The organism is Eikenella sp. Marseille-P7795 (assembly GCF_916618725.1).
In the GTDB taxonomy this organism is placed as follows: domain Bacteria; phylum Pseudomonadota; class Gammaproteobacteria; order Burkholderiales; family Neisseriaceae; genus Eikenella; species Eikenella longinqua.
This window is the reverse complement of record NZ_CAKAJZ010000003.1, coordinates 1-18,565: the sequence shown is the minus strand read 5'-3', so window position 1 is coordinate 18,565 and position 18,565 is coordinate 1. Positions and strand designations below refer to the sequence as shown.

Annotated in this window: 20 protein-coding genes and 1 pseudogene; 12 read left to right on the top strand and 9 right to left on the bottom strand. The window is 59.4% G+C overall.

Annotation, left to right across the window (positions count from 1 at the left end):
• The first annotated feature begins 109 nt into the window (after positions 1-109).
• The 12 genes and pseudogenes from rimP to LG371_RS06390 all read left to right on the top strand — a co-directional run bounded on the left by rimP (position 110) and on the right by LG371_RS06390 (position 11,015).
• Positions 110-535, top strand: a complete 426-nt coding sequence (rimP, locus tag LG371_RS06440; protein WP_067593029.1) for a ribosome maturation factor RimP — start codon at positions 110-112, stop codon at positions 533-535.
• 38 nt (positions 536-573) lie between these two features.
• A complete protein-coding gene (gene nusA / locus LG371_RS06435; RefSeq protein WP_067593028.1) occupies positions 574-2,070 on the top strand; it encodes a transcription termination factor NusA in 1,497 nt (498 codons plus the stop codon).
• 15 nt (positions 2,071-2,085) lie between these two features.
• A complete protein-coding gene (gene infB, locus LG371_RS06430; RefSeq protein WP_225748077.1) occupies positions 2,086-4,857 on the top strand; it encodes a translation initiation factor IF-2 in 2,772 nt (923 codons plus the stop codon).
• Positions 4,858-5,103: 246 nt separating this feature from the next.
• Complete coding sequence (locus LG371_RS06425) at positions 5,104-5,481, top strand: hypothetical protein (protein WP_225748076.1); 378 nt, start codon at positions 5,104-5,106, stop codon at positions 5,479-5,481.
• 19 nt (positions 5,482-5,500) lie between these two features.
• Positions 5,501-5,872, top strand: coding sequence for a 30S ribosome-binding factor RbfA (gene rbfA / locus LG371_RS06420; protein WP_225748075.1), 372 nt, complete (start codon positions 5,501-5,503; stop codon positions 5,870-5,872).
• A 115-nt stretch (positions 5,873-5,987) separates the two neighbouring features.
• Positions 5,988-6,893: a MoxR family ATPase gene (locus tag LG371_RS06415; RefSeq protein ID WP_225748074.1), complete on the top strand. Its 906-nt coding sequence runs from the start codon at positions 5,988-5,990 to the stop codon at positions 6,891-6,893.
• A complete protein-coding gene (locus tag LG371_RS06410; protein WP_225748073.1) occupies positions 6,890-7,585 on the top strand; it encodes a hypothetical protein in 696 nt (231 codons plus the stop codon). The genes LG371_RS06415 and LG371_RS06410 overlap by 4 nt, the downstream gene beginning before the upstream one ends.
• Complete coding sequence (locus tag LG371_RS12390; RefSeq protein WP_370632669.1) at positions 7,497-7,796, top strand: DUF58 domain-containing protein; 300 nt, start codon at positions 7,497-7,499, stop codon at positions 7,794-7,796. The genes LG371_RS06410 and LG371_RS12390 overlap by 89 nt, the downstream gene beginning before the upstream one ends.
• A 48-nt stretch (positions 7,797-7,844) precedes the next feature.
• Positions 7,845-8,606 carry a HEPN domain-containing protein gene (locus LG371_RS06405; protein ID WP_225748072.1) on the top strand — a complete coding sequence of 254 codons (762 nt, stop codon included), beginning with the start codon at positions 7,845-7,847 and terminating at the stop codon, positions 8,604-8,606.
• Positions 8,607-8,932: 326 nt separating this feature from the next.
• The gene (locus LG371_RS06400) at positions 8,933-9,160 is read left to right on the top strand and encodes a sulfurtransferase TusA family protein (RefSeq protein ID WP_225748071.1); all 228 of its coding nucleotides are present in this window, start codon (positions 8,933-8,935) and stop codon (positions 9,158-9,160) included.
• Positions 9,161-9,246: 86 nt separating this feature from the next.
• Positions 9,247-10,282, top strand: a pseudogene (pyrC, locus tag LG371_RS06395) (dihydroorotase).
• Between the two features lie 97 nt (positions 10,283-10,379).
• Positions 10,380-11,015: a hypothetical protein gene (locus tag LG371_RS06390; RefSeq protein WP_225748070.1), complete on the top strand. Its 636-nt coding sequence runs from the start codon at positions 10,380-10,382 to the stop codon at positions 11,013-11,015.
• 237 nt (positions 11,016-11,252) lie between these two features.
• Here LG371_RS06390 and xth read toward each other — a convergent pair whose 3' ends face one another.
• The 9 genes from xth to LG371_RS06345 form a co-directional block, all read right to left on the bottom strand.
• Positions 11,253-12,020, bottom strand: a complete 768-nt coding sequence (xth, locus tag LG371_RS06385; RefSeq protein WP_225748069.1) for an exodeoxyribonuclease III — start codon at positions 12,018-12,020, stop codon at positions 11,253-11,255.
• An 81-nt stretch (positions 12,021-12,101) separates the two neighbouring features.
• Positions 12,102-12,296 (bottom strand): Fe-S cluster assembly protein IscX, encoded by a 195-nt coding sequence (gene iscX, locus LG371_RS06380; protein WP_225748068.1) that lies wholly within the window; start codon positions 12,294-12,296, stop codon positions 12,102-12,104.
• Positions 12,297-12,313: 17 nt separating this feature from the next.
• On the bottom strand, positions 12,314-12,655 hold the full coding sequence (gene fdx, locus LG371_RS06375; RefSeq protein WP_225748067.1) for an ISC system 2Fe-2S type ferredoxin: 342 nt from the start codon (positions 12,653-12,655) through the stop codon (positions 12,314-12,316).
• 258 nt (positions 12,656-12,913) lie between these two features.
• On the bottom strand, positions 12,914-13,960 hold the full coding sequence (gene mltB, locus LG371_RS06370) for a lytic murein transglycosylase B (protein ID WP_225748066.1): 1,047 nt from the start codon (positions 13,958-13,960) through the stop codon (positions 12,914-12,916).
• 215 nt (positions 13,961-14,175) lie between these two features.
• Positions 14,176-14,826 carry an FABP family protein gene (locus LG371_RS06365; protein ID WP_225748065.1) on the bottom strand — a complete coding sequence of 217 codons (651 nt, stop codon included), beginning with the start codon at positions 14,824-14,826 and terminating at the stop codon, positions 14,176-14,178.
• A gap of 39 nt (positions 14,827-14,865) precedes the next feature.
• On the bottom strand, positions 14,866-15,258 hold the full coding sequence (locus tag LG371_RS06360) for a hypothetical protein (protein ID WP_067592989.1): 393 nt from the start codon (positions 15,256-15,258) through the stop codon (positions 14,866-14,868).
• 89 nt (positions 15,259-15,347) lie between these two features.
• On the bottom strand, positions 15,348-16,508 hold the full coding sequence (locus LG371_RS06355; protein ID WP_225748064.1) for a beta-ketoacyl-ACP synthase III: 1,161 nt from the start codon (positions 16,506-16,508) through the stop codon (positions 15,348-15,350).
• 120 nt (positions 16,509-16,628) lie between these two features.
• Positions 16,629-17,129, bottom strand: coding sequence for a GNAT family N-acetyltransferase (locus LG371_RS06350; protein WP_225748063.1), 501 nt, complete (start codon positions 17,127-17,129; stop codon positions 16,629-16,631).
• A 109-nt stretch (positions 17,130-17,238) separates the two neighbouring features.
• Positions 17,239-18,219, bottom strand: a complete 981-nt coding sequence (locus LG371_RS06345) for a bile acid:sodium symporter family protein (protein WP_225748062.1) — start codon at positions 18,217-18,219, stop codon at positions 17,239-17,241.
• Positions 18,220-18,565 lie beyond the last annotated feature (346 nt).

Sequence of the window (18,565 nt, the reverse complement as noted above, 5' to 3'; positions counted from 1 at the left end):
TGCCAAGCCGCAGAATATGGTTTAGAATCGCGTCGTTTTTCAGTTATTTATACGAGATAAATGAGAAATGGCCCCGAGGCCATTTTTTTGTTTTCCAAACTAGGCAACCATGGATATTCAAACCATTTTAGACAAAACCCTGCCCGGCCTGGGCTACGAGCTGGTGGATTTCGAGCTCACCCCGCAGGGCGATTTGCGCGTATTCATCGACCAGCCCGGCGGCATCACCGTGGAAGACTGCGCCACCGTCAGCAACCACTTGAGCCGCGTTTTCATGGTGGAAGACGTAGACTACAAACGGCTGGAAATTTCCAGCCCCGGCCTCGACCGCCCGCTGAAAAAGGCTGCCGACTTCACCCGTTTTTCAGGTAGCCTCATCAAGCTGAAAACCCGGCTGCCGATTGAAGGGCAGAAAAACTTTATCGGCCGCATCGAAGCCTTCGGCAACGATGTGCTAACCCTATCCTTCGACGGCAAAACCGTTGCCATCGAATTATCCAATATCGAGCGGGCGCGCCTGAAGCCCGAATTTTGATTTTCCTAATTGATTGATTGAGTGGAGAGTTCATTCCCATGAGCCGCGAGATGTTGCAATTGGCCGAAGCGCTGGCCAGCGAAAAAAACGTTGATTCCGAAGTTGTATTCGAAGCCCTGGAATTCGCCCTGTCGGTGGCCGCCAAGAAAAAGGCCGACCGCGAACACATGGACGTGCGCGTGAGCATCGACCGCGACACCGGCGAATACCACACCTTCCGCCGCTGGCTGATTGTGGCCGACGAAGACTACACCTACCCTGACACGCAGAAAACCATCGAGGAAATCCAAGAAGAATTCCCCGATTCCCCGCTGCAAATCGGCGAATATTACGAAGAAGAGCTGGAAAACGTAGCCTTCGGCCGCCAAGCCGCGCAAACCGCCAAACAAATCATCCTGCAACGCATCCGCGATGCCGAGCGCGAGCAAATCCTGCAAGAATTCCTCGCCCGCCGCGAAGACGTGGTGATGGGCACCGTAAAACGCGTCGAGCGCCACGGCATTATCGTGGAAATCGGCCGCCTGGACGCGCTCATCCCGCGCGACCAATGCATCCCGCGCGAAAACTTCCGCAGCGGCGACCGCATCCGCGCCCTCTTCCTGCGCGTGGACGAACAAGGCAACAGCGGCCGCAAACAAGTCATCCTCAGCCGAACTTCGCGCGAATTCCTGGTGAAACTGTTCGAGCAGGAAGTGCCGGAAATCGAAGACGGCCTGTTGGAAATCAAGGAAGCTGCCCGCGATCCCGGCCAGCGCGCCAAAATCGCCGTAAAATCCAACGATGCGCGCATCGACCCGCAGGGCACTTGTATCGGCGTGCGCGGTTCGCGCGTGAACGCTGTATCAAACGAGCTAGCCGGCGAACGTGTGGACGTGGTGCTGTGGTCGCCGGAAACCGCGCAGTTTGTGATCAACGCGCTCTCCCCCGCCGAAGTCAGCCGCATTTTGATTGACGAAGACAACCATTCGGTTGATGTCATCGTGGCCGAAGACCAGCTCGCGCCCGCCATCGGCCGCGGCGGCCAAAACGTGCGCCTCGCCGCCGACCTCACTGGCTGGCAGCTCAACATCATGACCATCCAAGAAGCCGAAGAGCGCAACGAAGCCGAAGACGCGCAAATCCGCAGCCTCTTCACGCAGCACCTGAATGTAGACGAGCAAACTGCCGACCTGCTGATTGAAGAAGGCTTTGCCGCACTGGAAGAAGTGGCCTATGTGCCCGCTGCCGAGCTGGTGGAAATCGGCTTCGACGAAGCCACCGTGGAAACCCTGCGCAACCGCGCCCGCGACGCCATCCTCACCCTGGCCATCATGTCGGAAGAAAAACTCGACGAAGTGGAAGAAGCGCTGAAAACCCTCAACGGCATCGACCAAGACATGCTGCGCGATTTGGCGCAGGCCGGCATCACCACCCTCGACGGGCTGGCCGAGCTTTCCACCGACGAACTGATCGAAATCACCGGCGTGAGCGAAGAGGAAGCCAAAACCGTTATTTTGGCCGCACGCGAACACTGGTTTGCCGAAACACAAGAATAAGGAGGCTGGAGATTTATGAGTAACACCGTACAGCAATTCGCCGCCGAACTGAAAAAATCCGTGCCCACCCTGCTGGAGCAGCTCAAAGCCGCCGGCGTGGAAAAAAGCAGCGGCGCCGACAGCATCAGCCCGGCAGACAAACAAGCCCTGCTGGCGCACCTGCGCAAGCAAAACGACAGCGGCACGCTCTCCATCAGCGTGAGCCGCACCCGCACCGAACGCAGCACCGTGGCCGGCGTGCAGGTGGAAACCCGCCGCCGCCGCCGCGTGGCCGTACCGCCGATTGAAGCCGTGGCCGAAAGCAAAGCGGCCGCCGAAACCGCGCCGCAAGCCGCAGCCGAGCCGGCGGTAGCCGCGCCCGCCACCGTGGAAGCGCCCACCGCCGCCCCCGCTGCGGAAGAACAGAATTTTCAGGTAGCCTCAGAAGCTGCCGAAACGCTTGCTGCGGAAGCCCCGGCCGTTGAAACGCCTGTTGCTGCCCAAGCCGACGCTGCACCGGCCGCCGAGGTAGCCACACCGGCCGAAGCCCCGGCAGCCAAACCGAAACGCAGCCGCAAGCCGAAGAAAGAAAAAGCCGCCGAGCCGCCGCCGCAGCCGGTGGAAGTGGTGAGCGCCGCCGAACAGGCTGTGCGCGACGAAGAAGCCCGCCGTGCCGAAGCCCTGCGTGCACACCAGCAAGCCCTGTTGAAAGAAAAACAGGAACGCCAGGCACGCCGCGAAGCCGCCAAACTGCAGGCACAGCAAGAAGCCAAAATCGCCAAAGAGCAGCAGTCTGCCCCGCGCAGCGCCGCACCAAGCGAGAAAGCCCCGCTGTCTACCTCCGCCCCGAGCGGCAACGGTCGACCGAAAAAAGGCGACCGCCACCAACAGCGCGACGACGATATGCCGCGCGGCCGTTCAACCAAAGGCAAAGGCAAGGAACGCGGCGGCCGCAGCGATGACGACCGCGTACGCGGCGGCAAAAAAGGCAAGAAACAGCTCAAGCTGGAGCCGAACCAACACGCCTTCCAAGCGCCCACCGAGCCCGTGGTGCACGAAGTGCTGGTGCCCGAAACCATTACCGTGGCCGATTTGGCGCACAAAATGGCGGTGAAGGGCGTGGAAGTGGTGAAAGCCCTGATGAAGATGGGCATGATGGTAACCATCAACCAATCACTCGACCAAGAAACCGCGTTGATTGTGGTGGAAGAAATGGGCCATATCGGCAAACCGGCCGCCGCAGACGACCCCGAAGCCTTCTTGGACGACAGCGAAACCGCCGTTCAGGCCGAGGCTCTGCCGCGCCCGCCGGTGGTAACCGTGATGGGCCACGTGGACCACGGTAAAACTTCGCTGCTCGACTACATCCGCCGCGCCAAAGTGGTGCAGGGCGAGGCCGGCGGCATCACCCAACACATCGGTGCCTACCACGTGCAGACCCCGCGCGGCGTGATCACCTTCCTCGACACCCCCGGCCACGAAGCGTTTACCGCGATGCGTGCCCGCGGCGCGCAGGCCACCGACATCGTGATTCTGGTGGTGGCCGCCGACGACGGCGTGATGCCGCAAACCATCGAAGCCATCGCCCATGCCAAAGCGGCCGGCGTGCCGATGGTGGTGGCCGTGAACAAAATCGATAAGGAAGCGGCCAATCCCGAGCGTATCCGCCAAGAGCTGACTTCGCACGACGTGATCCCCGACAGCTGGGGCGGCAATGTACAGTTTATCGACGTTTCCGCTAAAAAAGGCACCAATATCGACGCCCTGCTGGAAGCCGTGCTGCTGGAAGCCGAAGTGCTGGAGCTGAAAGCGCCGGTGGAAGCGCCCGCCAAAGGCATCATCGTGGAAGCCCGTTTGGACAAAGGCCGCGGTGCCGTGGCCACCCTGCTGGTGCAGAGCGGCACGCTGAAAAAAGGCGATATGCTGCTGGCCGGCACGGCGTTCGGCAAAGTGCGCGCCATGGTAGACGAAAACGGCAAGCAGGTGCAGGAAGCCGGCCCCTCCATTCCGGTGGAAATCCTCGGCCTCTCCGACGTGCCCAATGCCGGCGAAGACGCCATGGTACTGGCCGACGAGAAAAAAGCGCGCGAAATCGCCCTGTTCCGCCAAGGCAAATACCGCGACGTGCGTTTGGCCAAACAGCAGGCCGCCAAGCTGGAAAACCTGTTTGCCAACGCCGGCGAAGGCCAGGCTGCACAGAATTTAGCCGTGATCATCAAAGCTGACGTGCAGGGCTCCTACGAAGCACTTTCAGGTAGCCTCAAAAAGCTGTCCAACGACGAAGTGAAAGTGGAAGTGCTGCACAGCGGCGTGGGCGGCATCACCGAAAGCGACGTGAACCTCGCCATCGCCTCCGGCGCCTTCATCATCGGCTTCAACGTGCGTGCCGACGGTTCCGCCCGCAAACTGGCCGAAAACGAAGACATCGAAATCCGCTACTACAACATCATCTACGACGCCATCGACGATGTGAAAGCAGCCATGAGCGGCATGCTCGCCCCCGAGCAGAAAGAACAGCAAACCGGCACCGTAGAAATCCGCCAGGTGATCAACATCTCCAAAGTGGGCAACATTGCCGGCTGCATGGTGACCGACGGCGTGATCAAGCGCGACAGCCGCGTGCGCCTCATCCGCGACCATGTGGTCATCCACACCGGCGAGCTGGAATCGCTCAAACGCTTCAAAGACGATGTGAAGGAAGTGCACATGGGCTTCGAATGCGGCCTGATGCTGAAAAACTACAACGACATCCAGGAAGGCGACCTGCTGGAAGCCTTCGACGTGGTGGAAGTGGCCCGCACCCTGTAGCGCCACACCAGCGAACCGGAGGCTGCCCGAACCCGTTTCAGGTAGCCTCCTTCCACATACCCGGCCATTCCCTGCTGAATATTTCTGGCAGAAAATGCCAATAAAAACAGAAAACCGGCAAATTCCTCCGCCATACCACCCCACATGCCGGCAGATTTAAACGGCTCACGGCAGCCACCCCCTACCAAGCCGGCAGCGCTTGTCGTATCATGCCGCCTATGCCGTATAACCGGCAAACACCACCGTTTGCCCCCAATCCAAACCGCTGCCCACCCATTTGAGTATGCGAAGATGAACGACAAACAAACCTATACCTTCGAAACCTACACCCTGCTGCTCGAAACCCGCCGGCGCGAAAACGCCGAGCCGCTCCTCGTGGCCACCGCCGTGATGCCCGACAACTTCGTGCTCACCGGGCGCTTTCCCCTGCGCCCCGTCGACCGGGAAAACGAGCTCAACGTCATCCGTTTTCTGGAAAAAACCTTCGACCTGAAGCCCTATTTCAAAACCCACACCTTCGAAGGGCAGCTGGGCGAATTCGACCAACTGCGCATCCAACACCGCAAGCAGCAATACGACACCCTGATGGATGCCCTACTCGATCGCACCAGCGAGCTCAAATAACCCGCCAGAGAGGAACCCCATGGCCAAATCCCACCGAGGCTACGCCCGCCAAGACCGCGTGCGCGAACAAATCATGCGCGAGCTGGCCGAGCTCGTGCGCACCGGCCTCAAAGACCCGCGCGCCGGCTTCATCACCATCAACGAAGTCGAGCTCACCCGCGACTACAGCCACGCCACCGTGTATTACACCGTGCTCGACGACGCCACCCGCGATATTACCGCCGAAGCGCTGGAACACGCCAAAGGCCCCCTGCGCAGCGAGCTTTCCCGCCGCATCAAGCTCTTCAAAACCCCCGAGCTGCACTTCAAATACGACCAGTCGCTCGAGCGCGGCATGAGCATTTCCCAGCTGATCGAACAAGTCGCCGCCGAAGAGCCGGTGCAAGATTAGGCTACCTGAAAATTAGCCCTGTTGATTTAACAGGGCTTCTTCACGCCCGTTTCCTATTTTTCAGGGAGCCTTTTTCAGGTAGCCCCATTCGCACAATATCAGGATTAAACACAACATGAACCCCCACTTGCAAAACGTCTTCACCCAACTCAACGCCCTGATTCTCGGCAAAGAAACCGTGCTCCAGCATCTGATGGCCAGCATCCTTGCCGACGGCCACGTGCTGCTCGAAGACGTGCCCGGCGTGGGCAAAACCACGCTGGCGCACGGCCTGGCCGTGGTGCTCGGCCTGGGCTACCGCCGCGTGCAGTTCACCAACGACATGCTGCCCGCCGACCTCCTGGGCGTGAACGTGTTCCAGCCCGCCGACGGCCAGTTCAAATTCCACCCCGGCCCCATTTTCCACCACTTCCTGCTGGCCGACGAAATCAACCGCGCCTCGCCCAAAATGCAGTCTGCCCTGCTCGAAGCCATGGAAGAAAAACAGGTATCTGTAGATGGCAAAACCTACCGCCTGCCCAAGCCCTTCTTCGTCATCGCCACGCAAAACCCGGTGGAGCAGCTCGGCACTTTCCCGCTGCCCGAATCGCAGCTCGACCGATTCATGATGCGCCTCTCGCTGGGCTACCCCTCCGCCGAAGCCGAACGCCAGCTTTATGCCCAAGGCGACCGCCGCCTGCTGCCCGCGCTCAAAGCCGTGTGCAACGCCGAAATCCTGCTGCAATGGCAGGCCGAAGCTATGCAGGTGCAATGTTCGCAGCAGGCTGCCGATTATGTGTACCGCCTGGTGCAGGCCACGCGCCAGCCCGGCCTGTTTGTAAACGGCTTGAGCCCGCGCGCCGGCCTGGCCGTGGTGAAAGCCGCCAAAGCCTGGGCATTTCTGGCCGGACGCGATTATGTGCTGCCGGAAGACATCAAAGCCGTGTGGGTGGCCGTGGCCGGACACCGCCTGCAAACCCTGCAACCGCAGTCCATCACCCAGCTTTTGGAGCAGATGCTGCTTCAGGTAGCCGTATCGTGAGTGCCGGCCAATACAGCCCCCGCCTGCGCGATTTGCGCCTGCGCCCTACCCGCCTCGGCGTTACCCTGGCCGTGATGGTGGTGCTGCTGTGGCTGGTGGGCTTGAACTATCAAGTGAACCTCGCCTATCTGGTGGCCTTCTGGCTGGCCGGCTTCCTGTGCGTGGGCATCCTACTCAACTGCCTGCAACTCATCGGCCTGCGCCTAGACCTCACCCTGCCCGAAGAAATCTTCCAAGGCCAGCCCGCCGACATCCTGCTACTGCCCGCCCCCTCGGCCAAAATGCGCCACCGCCAGCTGTGGTTCGCGGCCGACAGCCGCCGCGACGATGAACCCGAGTTCCGCGCCACCCTCTTCACCGCCAAACAGCCGCAGCCCTTCGCCTGGCCCGTGCTGCCCGCACGGCGCGGCCGCCTGATGCTGCCGCCGCTGCGCTGCGCCAGCGTGTGGCCGTTTGCCATCAGCAGCGTCGAATGCGTGTGGCATTGGCCGGAAGAAGGCCTGGTCTACCCCGCACCCCAGCCGCACACCGCCCCGCCGGCAGCACCCCCGCCGAAGAAGGCGAACCCGCCGCAAGCTCGGCGGCAACGAAGATCTCGCCTACCTGCAAGACCACCAGCCCGGCACCTCGCTGCAACACATCGCCTGGAAAAACTACGCCAAAAGCGGCCGCCTGCTCGACAAACATTTTGAAGAGCCCGCCTTCCACGCCGCCGACCACATCATCAGCTACGCCGACTACCCCGCCGGCACCGGCGCCGACCGCCTCGCCGGCCTCCTGTGCTACCGCGTGCTCGAAGCCCACGGCCGCGGCCAGCGCTACACCCTCATCCTGCCAGGCCAAACCATCCCCCCGCAAAACGGCCAACGCGAAAAATGCCTGGCCGCGCTGGCAGTGATGTGAACAGTTATGAGCAGACAGTAAAAGGCTACCTGAAAACAGGAATCCCCTATGAGCATCAACCTATCCACCATCCAAACCCATTACCACCAACACCGCGATACCTACTCCGACCCATTCCGCCTGCGCATCCACCGTGCGTTAAGCTGGTTGGATAAGGCTGAAGAATTGTTGAGTGGCAAAGATGCAGCCAATAATCATGCCAAGCAGCCGGCTATCCCCAAGCATATGCAGCAAATGCTGGCCCAACAGGGCGGGCGGCTTTCTTTCGCGCCGGATTGGGATACCGGCTTCCAAGCATTATGGATTGCTTTCAATGCTGCCTATGCCCGCGAAATTGATGAACGGGAAATATCCGGCGACCGAAGCCATTTCCGCCAATTCCTAAACACTATCTGCCGTTTGGATGAAGAAAAGCTGATTTATGCTTTAGTATGGCAAACCTTTCCTGGCGCCATCCGCTCCCTCTTGGGCAACCGCTATGTTTTCCAGCCGTTTTGGGATTTCCATAATGGCAAAATTTCAGAAATCGCTTGGCAAGAGGAATTTGAAAAAGCAGGGAAAAAAGCACAACGCGCCTTAGCCGCACAAGATACCGATACCGTGCTGCTGATTATGTTCGACCGCCTCTACACCCTGCGCAACCAAATTATCCACGGCGGTGCAACCTACGGCAGTTCGGCCAACCGCAATCAACTAAAAGACGCCTGCCGCATCCTCATCAGCCTGCTGCCGCTGGTACTGCATATCATGCAGCAACATCCCGACTACGCCTGGGGCAAACCGTATTACCCTTTTGTGAAAGAAGACTGAAAATGCCGATTGCGCCAAGGGAAATCGGCAAAACCGCTTACTGAATATGCCGAAACTGCGGGCAGAAATATGCAGCATTTGCCCGTTCGGACGCAGGCATTCCCCAACCGGGACGTTGCACCAAATGCGGTGGCGCAGATTTTATGTTGCAAACAGCAAAAGCCGATTGGCTGCAACGGATTTTCTCCCGCCGATAATCTTGCCAAGCTAAAGGCTACCTGAAAAACATTTTTCCCATTTTCAGGTAGCCTTTCCACATTCAAACCAAAGTTCGCGTTGCCACTTTCCGCTATAATCCGCCCATCCAAACCAACAGAACCCACACCATGACCCCCGACCTCCAGCTCGACCTCACCGGCCTCAAATGCCCCCTGCCCATCCTGCGCGCCAAAAAAGCCCTTGCCACCATGCAGGCCGGGCAAATCCTGTCCGTGCACGCCACCGACCCCGGCGCCCCCGACGACTTCGCCGCCTTCTGCCGCCAAACCGGCCACCGGCTCCTCTCCTCCGACACCGAAAACAGCGTATTCCGCCTCGTGATCCAACATAAATAATTTTCAGGTAGCCCCAACCCTCCGCAGGCTACCTGAAAGCGTAAGCCTCAGCCAAGCTAAAACATCACCCCACACGAAAGCCCACCATGCAAACCCTCACCCTCATCCGCCCCGACGACATGCACCTCCACCTGCGCGACGGCGACACCCTGCGCCACGTCCTGCCCCACACCGCCCGCCAGATGGGGCGCGCCGTCATCATGCCCAACCTCAACCCCCGTTACCAGCGTGGCCGACGCCCTCGCCTACCGCGAACGCATCCTCGCCGCCCTGCCCCCCGGCAGCCCCTTCCAGCCCCTGATGACCCTCTACCTCACCGACCACGCCACCCCCGCCCTGATACGGGAAGCCAAAGCCGCCGGCATCGCCGCCTTCAAACTCTACCCCGCTGGCGCCACCACCAACTCCGACAGCGGCGTAACCGACCTATTCAAACTCCTCCCCGTGCTCGAAGAAATCGCCGCCCAAGATATGCGCTTCCTCGTGCACGGCGAAGTCACCGACCCCGCCATCGACATCTTCGACCGCGAAGCCGCCTTCATCGACCGCATCCTCCTGCCCGTGCTCGACCGCGTGCCCGGCCTCAAAACCGTGTTCGAACACATCACCACCGCCGAAGCCGCCCGCCTCGTGTGCCAAAGCGGCGAAAACCTCGCCGCCACCGTTACCCCCCAGCACCTGCTGCTCAACCGCAACGACCTCCTCGTGGGCGGCGTGCGCCCCCACCACTACTGCCTGCCCGTGCTCAAACGCGAAAGCCACCGCCGCGCCCTGCTCGAAGCCGTATCCGGCACGCAATCGCACAAATTCTTCCTCGGCACCGACTCCGCCCCCCACCCGCAAAGCGCCAAAGAAAACGCCTGCGGCTGCGCCGGCATCTTCAGCGCCGCCACCGCCATCGAGCTCTACGCCGAAGCCTTCGAGCAAATCGGCGCGCTCCATAAACTCGAAGCCTTCGTCTCGCAAAACGGCGCCCGCTTCTACGGGCTACCTGAAAATACCGACACCATCACCCTGGTGAAACAAGCGCAAACCGTGCCCAGCAGCTTCCCCATCGGCCACGGCGGGCAGCTCGTCCCCATGCGCGCCGGCGGCAGCGTGGCTTGGACCATGCAGGAATAAACCCAGCCGCTCGGCTTCCGATACAAAAAGGCTACCTGAAAAACAAGGGTTGAATTTTTCAGGTAGCCTTTATCAATATTAAAAAACAAGGATATATATGATCGGTCTTGTGCTGATACCCGCTTTGATTGTTTGGATTGTTTTAACTATCTTGGCGATGATGTTTTTCCGAAGGATTCTCCGCAGGATTTCCCCCAACCTCCGCTTGGCAGGCATGATCGGTATGTTTATCGGATTCATGCTGATCATGGGCGGGTGGTTTGTATATTGGGGCATCGAATACTTGCAGATCCGCTCTTATGTTAATGAGATGTGCAAGCAAACCGGGATAACGGTTTTTATCTCTCCGGAGGAGTGGAAAAATAGGATTGGCGGGGAGGATGTTTGGAAGAATATAGAAGTAATTAATCGAAACCCCACAGATGATATTAAAGATGAATTTATTTTATTTAAAGGGAATAAGTATACTATTTATTGGCAATATAATGATCTGGTCTATGTATATACAAGATACCAATCAGAAGATTATACTACTTATTTTGATCATATTTACTATGATAGAAAAAATCAAATCATGCTGTTTCGGTACAATTATATTACTGTTCAGGCTGGAACTGTTGGGAACCCTTTTGAAGGTTTAAAGTTTTGGATAGCTGAAATGGATAGTTGTCCACAGAGCCAATTGGCAAATGGTCTTATTACTGATTTTGTAAATTTTAAAGAGAAGGAATAAAAATGGAAAATTTTAATATCGCAAAAAGTGTTCTTCTCGCAGAAACAGTACGCGTAGATTGAGTTAGCTGTTTAAGGTGTAACCCAACACAATAGAAATGACCTAGATTATATTATTTTTTAACCCGACCTACCCGTTCTCGGGTTTCGATATGAAAGGCTACCTGAAAACGAACTGCGTAGAAACTTGCACAGCTAAATTTTCAGGTAGCCTTTTTCTAAGCACAGAAAAATTGCCTTAAGCAAACTCCGCCCATACCGGCGCGTGGTCGCTGGGGCGTTCGAGCGCACGCGGGGCGGTATCCACGCCGGCGGCGGCGAGGCGCGGCAGCAGGGCTTGGCTGGCTAGGATGTGGTCGATACGCAGGCCGAGCTTGCGGCGGAACATGTTCATGCGGTAATCCCACCAGGTGTAGAGCGGTTCGGCGGGGTGCAAGTGGCGCAGGCTGTCGGTAAGGCCGAGGCCGAGCAGGGTTTGAAACCAGGCGCGCTCTTCGGCGGAGCAGAGGATTTTGCCCTGCCATTTTTCGGGGTCGTACACATCCAAATCGGCGGGGGCGATGTTGAAATCGCCGAGCAACACCAGCTCGGGATAGTGCGCCAATTCTTCGCGCAAAAATTCGGCCAGCGCGGCAAACCATTGCTGTTTATAGGCAAATTTTTCGCTGCCCACGGCCTCGCCGTTCACGCAATATACGTTTACCACGCGCACGCCGCCGATGGTGGCGGCAATCACGCGCCGCTGCGGGTCGTTCGGCAGGGCGGGCAGGCCGGTGTGCACGTCTTGGGCGGCTTCGCGGCTGAGGATGGCGACGCCGTTGTAGGTTTTCTGCCCGCTCCACACGGCGTGGTAGCCGGAAAGCTCGAAGGCAGCGAGGGGGAATTGGTCTTGGTCGAGCTTGAGCTCTTGCAGGCAGAGGATGTCGGGCTGTTGTTGCAGCAGCCAGTCGCTCACGTGCGGCAGGCGCACTTTGAGGGAGTTGACGTTCCAGGTGGCGATTTTCATGCTTGGCTTTCGGAATGAATTTTTCAGGTAGCCTGTGTGCGGGATACGGGCTACCTGAAAACTATGGTGATGGGATGCGCGCTATTCGGCTTCGTCGATCCAGGCCTGCTGCACGGCTTCGAGGATGCGTTCGCCGCTGCGCTGCGGGTCGTCGTTAAATTCGGGCAGCTCGAGGATGAGCTGGCGCAGCTGGGTGAAGCGGATGGTTTTAGGGTCGATATCGGGGTGGCGGTCGAAGAGTTCTTCGGCGATGCGCTGGGTGTCGGTCCATTTCATGATGGGCTACCTGAAAATCAGTGGTGCTCGCGGGCATGGTTGATGGTGTATTTGGGGATTTCCACCACGAGGTCTTCGCCGGCCACTTTGGCCTGGCAGCTGAGGCGCGATTCGGCTTCTAATCCCCAGGCTTGGTCGAGCAGGTCTTCTTCGATTTCGCTGGGCTCTTCCAGGCTGCCGAAGCCTTGGCGCACGATCACGTGGCAGGTGGTGCAGGCGCAGGACTGCTCGCAGGCGTGCTCGATTTCAATGCCGTTTTCCAGCAGCAGGCTGCAAATGCTTTCGCCTTCGGGGGCGTTTTCGATGACTTTGCCTTCGGGGCACAATTCGCTGTGCGGCAATACGGTGATTTTGGGCATGGTGTGTGGCTTTCTTGCTGATATTGTGAGGGGCGTATTGTAGCGGAAAAGGCTACCTGAAAACAGTTGATTGGTTTTTCAGGTAGCCCTTATAGCCGCGCCAAATAGAAACGATATGCCGTGGCGCGCTTGATATGGGGCTATCGCTTTGGCGGCGCACCAAAGGAAAAGGCTACCTGAAAAATCGGTTGCTGCTTGTTAGCTTCATGAAGCTCATATTTCAGGTAGCCCTATCGCCGAATGGATACTTATGGATGCTTACAGCTTGCCGCCGCCCACGCCGTTGGCGATTTCGCGCACGGCGCTCACATACAGGCGGCTGTGGTTGTATTGCCAAACGGCGTAGAAATTATTCAGGCCGATATAGTATTCATACTGGCCGGGCGCGGTTTCCAGGCGGAACAGCACGGCCTTTTCGTGGTCGGGCACGTCTTCGAGCAGCACCACGCCCATCTGCCGCAGCTCGCCCACGGTTTTATTCAGCGCGATTTTTTCTTCAATCAGCGCCAAAAGCTCGGGCGTGGGCGTGAGCGCCACGGGCACCATCATCCTGCCGCCGCGCTGCCAGCCGTGTGCTTTCAGATAGTTGGCCACGGAAGCGGCCACATCGGGCACGCTGCCCCAAATGTTGCGCTGGCCGTCGCCGTCGTAGTCCACCGCCCATTTGCGGTAGCTGGAAGGCATAAATTGCGGCATGCCCATGGCGCCGGCGTAGCTGCCGGTGAAGCCGAAGGGATCGCGGCCTTCTTCTTTGGCCATCAGCAGGAATTCGTGCAGCTCCTGCTGGAAAAATTCGCTGCGGCGCGGGTAGCCGAAGGCGAGGGTGGGCAGGGAATCGGCCAGGCGGAAGCTGCCCATATTGCTGCCGTAGTTGGTTTCGATGCCCACAATCGCCACCAGCACTTCGGCCGGCACGCCGTATTCGCGCGCCACTTGGTCGAGCACTTGGCGGTATTGCTGGTGGAAGCGGCGGCCGCCGTTGATTTTGCCGGCGCCGGCATTGCCGCTGCGGAATTCATACCACGGGCGCGACGTGCCAGGGCGATTCATAATGTTGATAATATTGCCTTTATACACCGACTGTGCGAAAAACTGCTGCAACTGCGCCTCACCCATCACGCCGGCGGCAGCCTGCTGGCGGATAAAGCGCTGCACTTGGGGATTTTGGCTGAAGCCGGTTTCGGAAAGCGGCAGGCTGGCTTCGGGCGTGATTTTCGGGCTGTCCACGGGTTGCACAGGCTGCTCGCTGCTGCAGGCGGCGAGGATAAGCAGGACGCTGAGGGCGGGGGCGAGTTTGCGTTTCATGGCGTTTGGAAAAAATCAATTGGGAAAACAGGGCGCAGTGTAGCACAGGCGGGGGCGACGGGCGAACGGGAGGGTGGGGCGCCCTGCGCGAAATATGGCGATAAATACTGGAATAATCAACAAAATTTTATTTTCCGGCTGACATAAAGGCTACCTGAAAACCGTCTTCGGGATTTTCAGGTAGCCTTTTGCGCTGCTAGCGGTGTAACGGGGATTCAGCTGTTTTTCTGCGCGGCGAGGGCGGTGGGATTGGGGGTGGGCTCGCCGATTTTGTGCAGGGTGTTGTGGTCGGTGTGGGCGAAGGGTTCGCTTTGGCCGGGAATCCGCAGGGTGGTTTCTTGGCGGTAGGCCCAGGTGCCGTCGTCGTTGATGCGCACTTGGATGGTGTAGCGCTCGGTTTGGAAGGCGTGTTCGAGGAAGGGGTTGGAGGAGATGCCGTTGGTGGTGGAGCCGCGAGAGGCGGTGGGGGTGAAGCTTTTGGCGTCGGGAGCGGCTTGGCCCACGGCCATGGCGGTTTGGCCGCGCGGGATGGAAAGGGTGAGGATGATGTTGCCGGTGGCGGGCTCCCACAGCCAGTAGCCGACTTGGTCGTGGAAGGTTTCCACTTCGCCGGGCTGGACGATGCGGGTGTGGTAGCGCAGGCCGTAGAAGAGCTGGGGGCCGTTGGTTTGGCCGTCGATGGGCTGGAGCTCGTAGCGCTTGATGTAGGCGTCGGTTTCGGGGCCGTCGGCTTTGGGGTTGACGTCGGTGCCTTTACGGCCTTCCCAGATGCCGGCCATGGGGGCGAGCGGGCCGAGGTTGGCGAGGGTGTCGGGATCGACTTCGGGCTCGGTGTAGATGTCTTTGGGGAAGCGGGGTGCGTTCATGGCGGGCTCCTTGGGTTGGGGTTTGAATATATTCGATAATCAGAATGGCTGGCGCAGCTCGTCCAGGCTGATGCCAAGGGCTTGGGCGTATTTGGCAAGGATTTTTTCAGGTAGCCTTTGGAAGGCGGCGGGCTGCATGTGGCGGCGTACTTGCCAGCGCCATACGCCGGCGGCTTGGGCGAGGCTGGCTTCGTCGTGGCGGCTGCGGTACATGTGGTAATAAAGGGGGGAGCGTTCGCCGCGCGCCACGGCTTGCCGAGCGGCTTGGGTTTGCGCTTCGAGCTCGGCCACGGCTTGGCCGGTGGCGTAGGCTTCGTCTTGCCAGCCGGTGCTGGTGGCAGCTTGGTAGCGGCCGTTGCGGGTGCCGTAGATGATTTTTTGGTGGCCGTGGTAGCTGGGGCTGTCGTCTTGGGGGATGTCGTTGATGTCCATCTTGGCTCTTTCCAAGCGGGTGTGGGGCGGGATGATATTGCGGCTACCTGAAAAGCGGCGGGGCTTTTTTCAGGTAGCCTTTCCGGCGATTAGGCATACACAGCTTCGAGCAGCATAAAGCAGGTGGAAAAGCGGCCGCTTTCGGGAATGTAGCACAGGATTTTCTGGCCGGCGCGGATGTCGGGGCGGCGCATGAATTCTTCCAGGATGATGTAGATTGCGGCGGAGCCGGTGTTGCCTTTATACGGCAGGTTGGTAAACCATTTTTCTTCGGCAATCGGCAGCCCGGCGGCGGCGAGGCCTGCTGCCAGCTTGCTGCGGAAGAAGCCGGAGGAATAGTGCGGCAGAAACCAATCGATTTCTTCGGCACGCAAGCCGTGTTTGGCGATGAGGCGGCGCAGCGGCTTTTCCACGGTGTAGGCCACGATGTTGTCGTTGAGCAGTTTCACGTCCTGCTTCACCGCCATCAGGCTGCGTTCGGCGCAAGCGGCGGCATCGGCCTCTTTCCAGCTCAGCCATTCGCCGCCCTGCCCCACTTCGCCGCCGGCATACATACACACCGGCATTTCGTTAGCATAAGACAGCAGCTCGATCCAATGGATTTTGAAATTGAGCTGCCCGGGCAGGGGCTCGCTGCCCAGCTGCACCGCGCCGGCGCCGTCGGAGAGCATCCAGCGCAAAAAGTCTTTTTCAAACGCAATTTCCGGCTTGGCGTCTTGCAGGCGCAGGCTGCCGGTTTCGGCTTGGAAACGCTCGCCGCGCAGCACGGCGGAAGCCGCTTCCGAAGCCGCCGCCACCGCCTCGCGGCATTCGCCGGTGCGCACGGCGCGTTCGGCCTGCTTCATTGCCGCCATGCCGGCCACGCACACGCCCGCCGTGCTCACCACTTCGCAGGGCGGAATCTGCGGCAGCAGCCCGTGCACCATCACGGCATGGCCGGGCAGGATTTGGTCGGGGTAGGAAGTGCCGCAGGCGAGGCTGCCAATGGCTTCGGGCGGCAGGCCCTGCTCCAGCAGGCCGCGGATGGCCAGCGCGGAAAGCTCGGTGTTGCTGTGGGTGGCGCGGCGGGTGTGTGGGTCGATGGCGTAGTGGCGGCTGGTGATGGCGTTGGAACGCAAAATCATTTTGCGCACGCGCGAGGGCGTTTCGCCCGCCATGCCGAGCACGGCTTCCATTTCGTCGTTGCCCACCGGCGGGTTGGGCAGGAAGGCGGCGATGCGCTTGATGTAAACATCGGATAGTGTGGCCAATTATTGTTTTCCTTTGGTAGCCGTTGTGTATTGGGTCGTGCTTGCAGGCAAGCATAATCGATGCCGTTTGCCAGTGTTTGAAGCTGTATGCCAAGCCGGCGGATATTTTTCAGGTAGCCTTTAGGCCGGCGGCAAGGCCTTGCCGAGGATGACGATATCCGCCAGCCGCGTTTCCAAATCGCACACCTGCGGCAGCCGACCCCACTCTGCAAAACCATAGCGCCCAAACAGCGCCAAGCTCGCCGCATTGTGGGCAAACACCACCGCCAGCACATTGCGGATACCCAAGCCCGGCGCCTGCGCCAGCATATGCTCCAACAGCCGGCGGCCATGCCCGGCGCCCTGCTCTGCGGGGCAAACGTAGATGCTGATTTCGGCGCTGATGTGGTAGGCGCGGCGCGGGTAATAATCGCTGAAACTGCCCCAGGCGCACACTTTCCCCGCCGCGTTTTCCAACACATACAGCGGGCGCGTGCCGCCGTGCGCCGCAAACCACGCTTCGCGCTCCGCCACGCTCACCGGCTGCAAATCGGCGGTGGATTGATGCCCGGGGATGCTGGCGTTGTAAATGGCAACGATGGCGGGCAAATCGGCATGGGCGGCGGGGCGGATGGCGGGCATGGTTCAAATGGTAAACACAAGGATAAGGCGCGACAAGTATAGCAAATCGCGCCTTAAAATTTTCAGGTAGCCTTTACTGCACGGCAGGCTTGTGGCAACACAGGTTTCATTACTGCCCGGGGTTTTCCTGCGCTTTGGCCGCCTCCTGCTCCGCCTTTTCGGCTTTGGCCGCCCAGTAAGACGCCAAGAGCGAGCCGGAAATATTGTGCCACACACTGAAAATCGCGCTGGGCACGGCCACCAGCGGCATGGCGGCAAAATGCCCCTTGGCCAGCGCCGCGCCGAGGCCGGAGTTTTGCATGCCCACTTCGATGGCCAGCGTTTTCTGCGCATCATAAGGCAGCCTGAACAGCTTGGCGGAGAGGAAGCCCAGCGCATAGCCGATGGCGTTGTGCAGCACCACCACGCCAAAAATCAGCAGGCCGGTTTCGATAATCTGCTGACGGCTGCCCGCCACCACCGCGCCGATAATCAACACAATCGCCAACACCGACACCAGCGGCAACACATCCGCCGCCGCTTCCGTCTGCTTGCGGAACAGCGTGTGCGCCACCACGCCCAGCACAATCGGCAGCAGCACCATTTTCAAAATTGACATCAGCATGGCGGCGGCGGAAATATCCAGCCACTCGTGCGCAAACAGGTAAAACACCGCCGGCGTGAGCAGCGGCGCCAGCAGCGTGGTGATCGAAGTTACCGCCACCGAAAGCGCCACATTGCCGCGCGCCAGGAAAGTCATCACATTGGAAGCCGTGCCGCCCGGGCAGGAGCCCACCAGCACCACGCCGATGGCCACTTCCTTGGGCAGGTTCAACGCCAGCGACAGCAAATAAGCCGTGGTCGGCATAATCACAAACTGCGCCACCACGCCGATGAGCACCGCCTTCGGGTGCTGGCCCAAAATCTTAAAATCGGCAGGCGTGAGCGTGAGCCCCATGCCAAACATCACAATGCCCAGCAGCCAAGGGATATACGGCGCCACCAGCTGGATAAACACATCCGGCACCACAAAGCCGGCCATGGCAAACAGCGCCGCCCACAATGCAAAAGTTTTGCCGACGAGGCGGCTGAATCTCTGTAAAACGTTCATGGTGGAATTTTGCAATTTTTAACGGAAAGGCCGAAAGATACAAGAAAGCGCCGGCAAACGAAAGGGAAAAAAGCCGTATCATGCCGGCTTTACATTTCGGGCGTACGGCAGATCGCGTGTTCACCGCATTGTGGCTACCGTTTTCAGGTAGCCTTATCCATCGCCCAAGAGGCTACCTGAAAACGATGTTTGGGCGTAGCCCAAGCTGAGTTTCTGCGAAGCTAAAACAATGTTTTGGGCAGACAAAGCACAGCTTCTCCCCGGCCCGAACCCGCCGCCCAATCGAATCCCAACCCATTTCGCATTACAATACCCCCTCCGCAGCACGCCGTACCCCACCCGACAC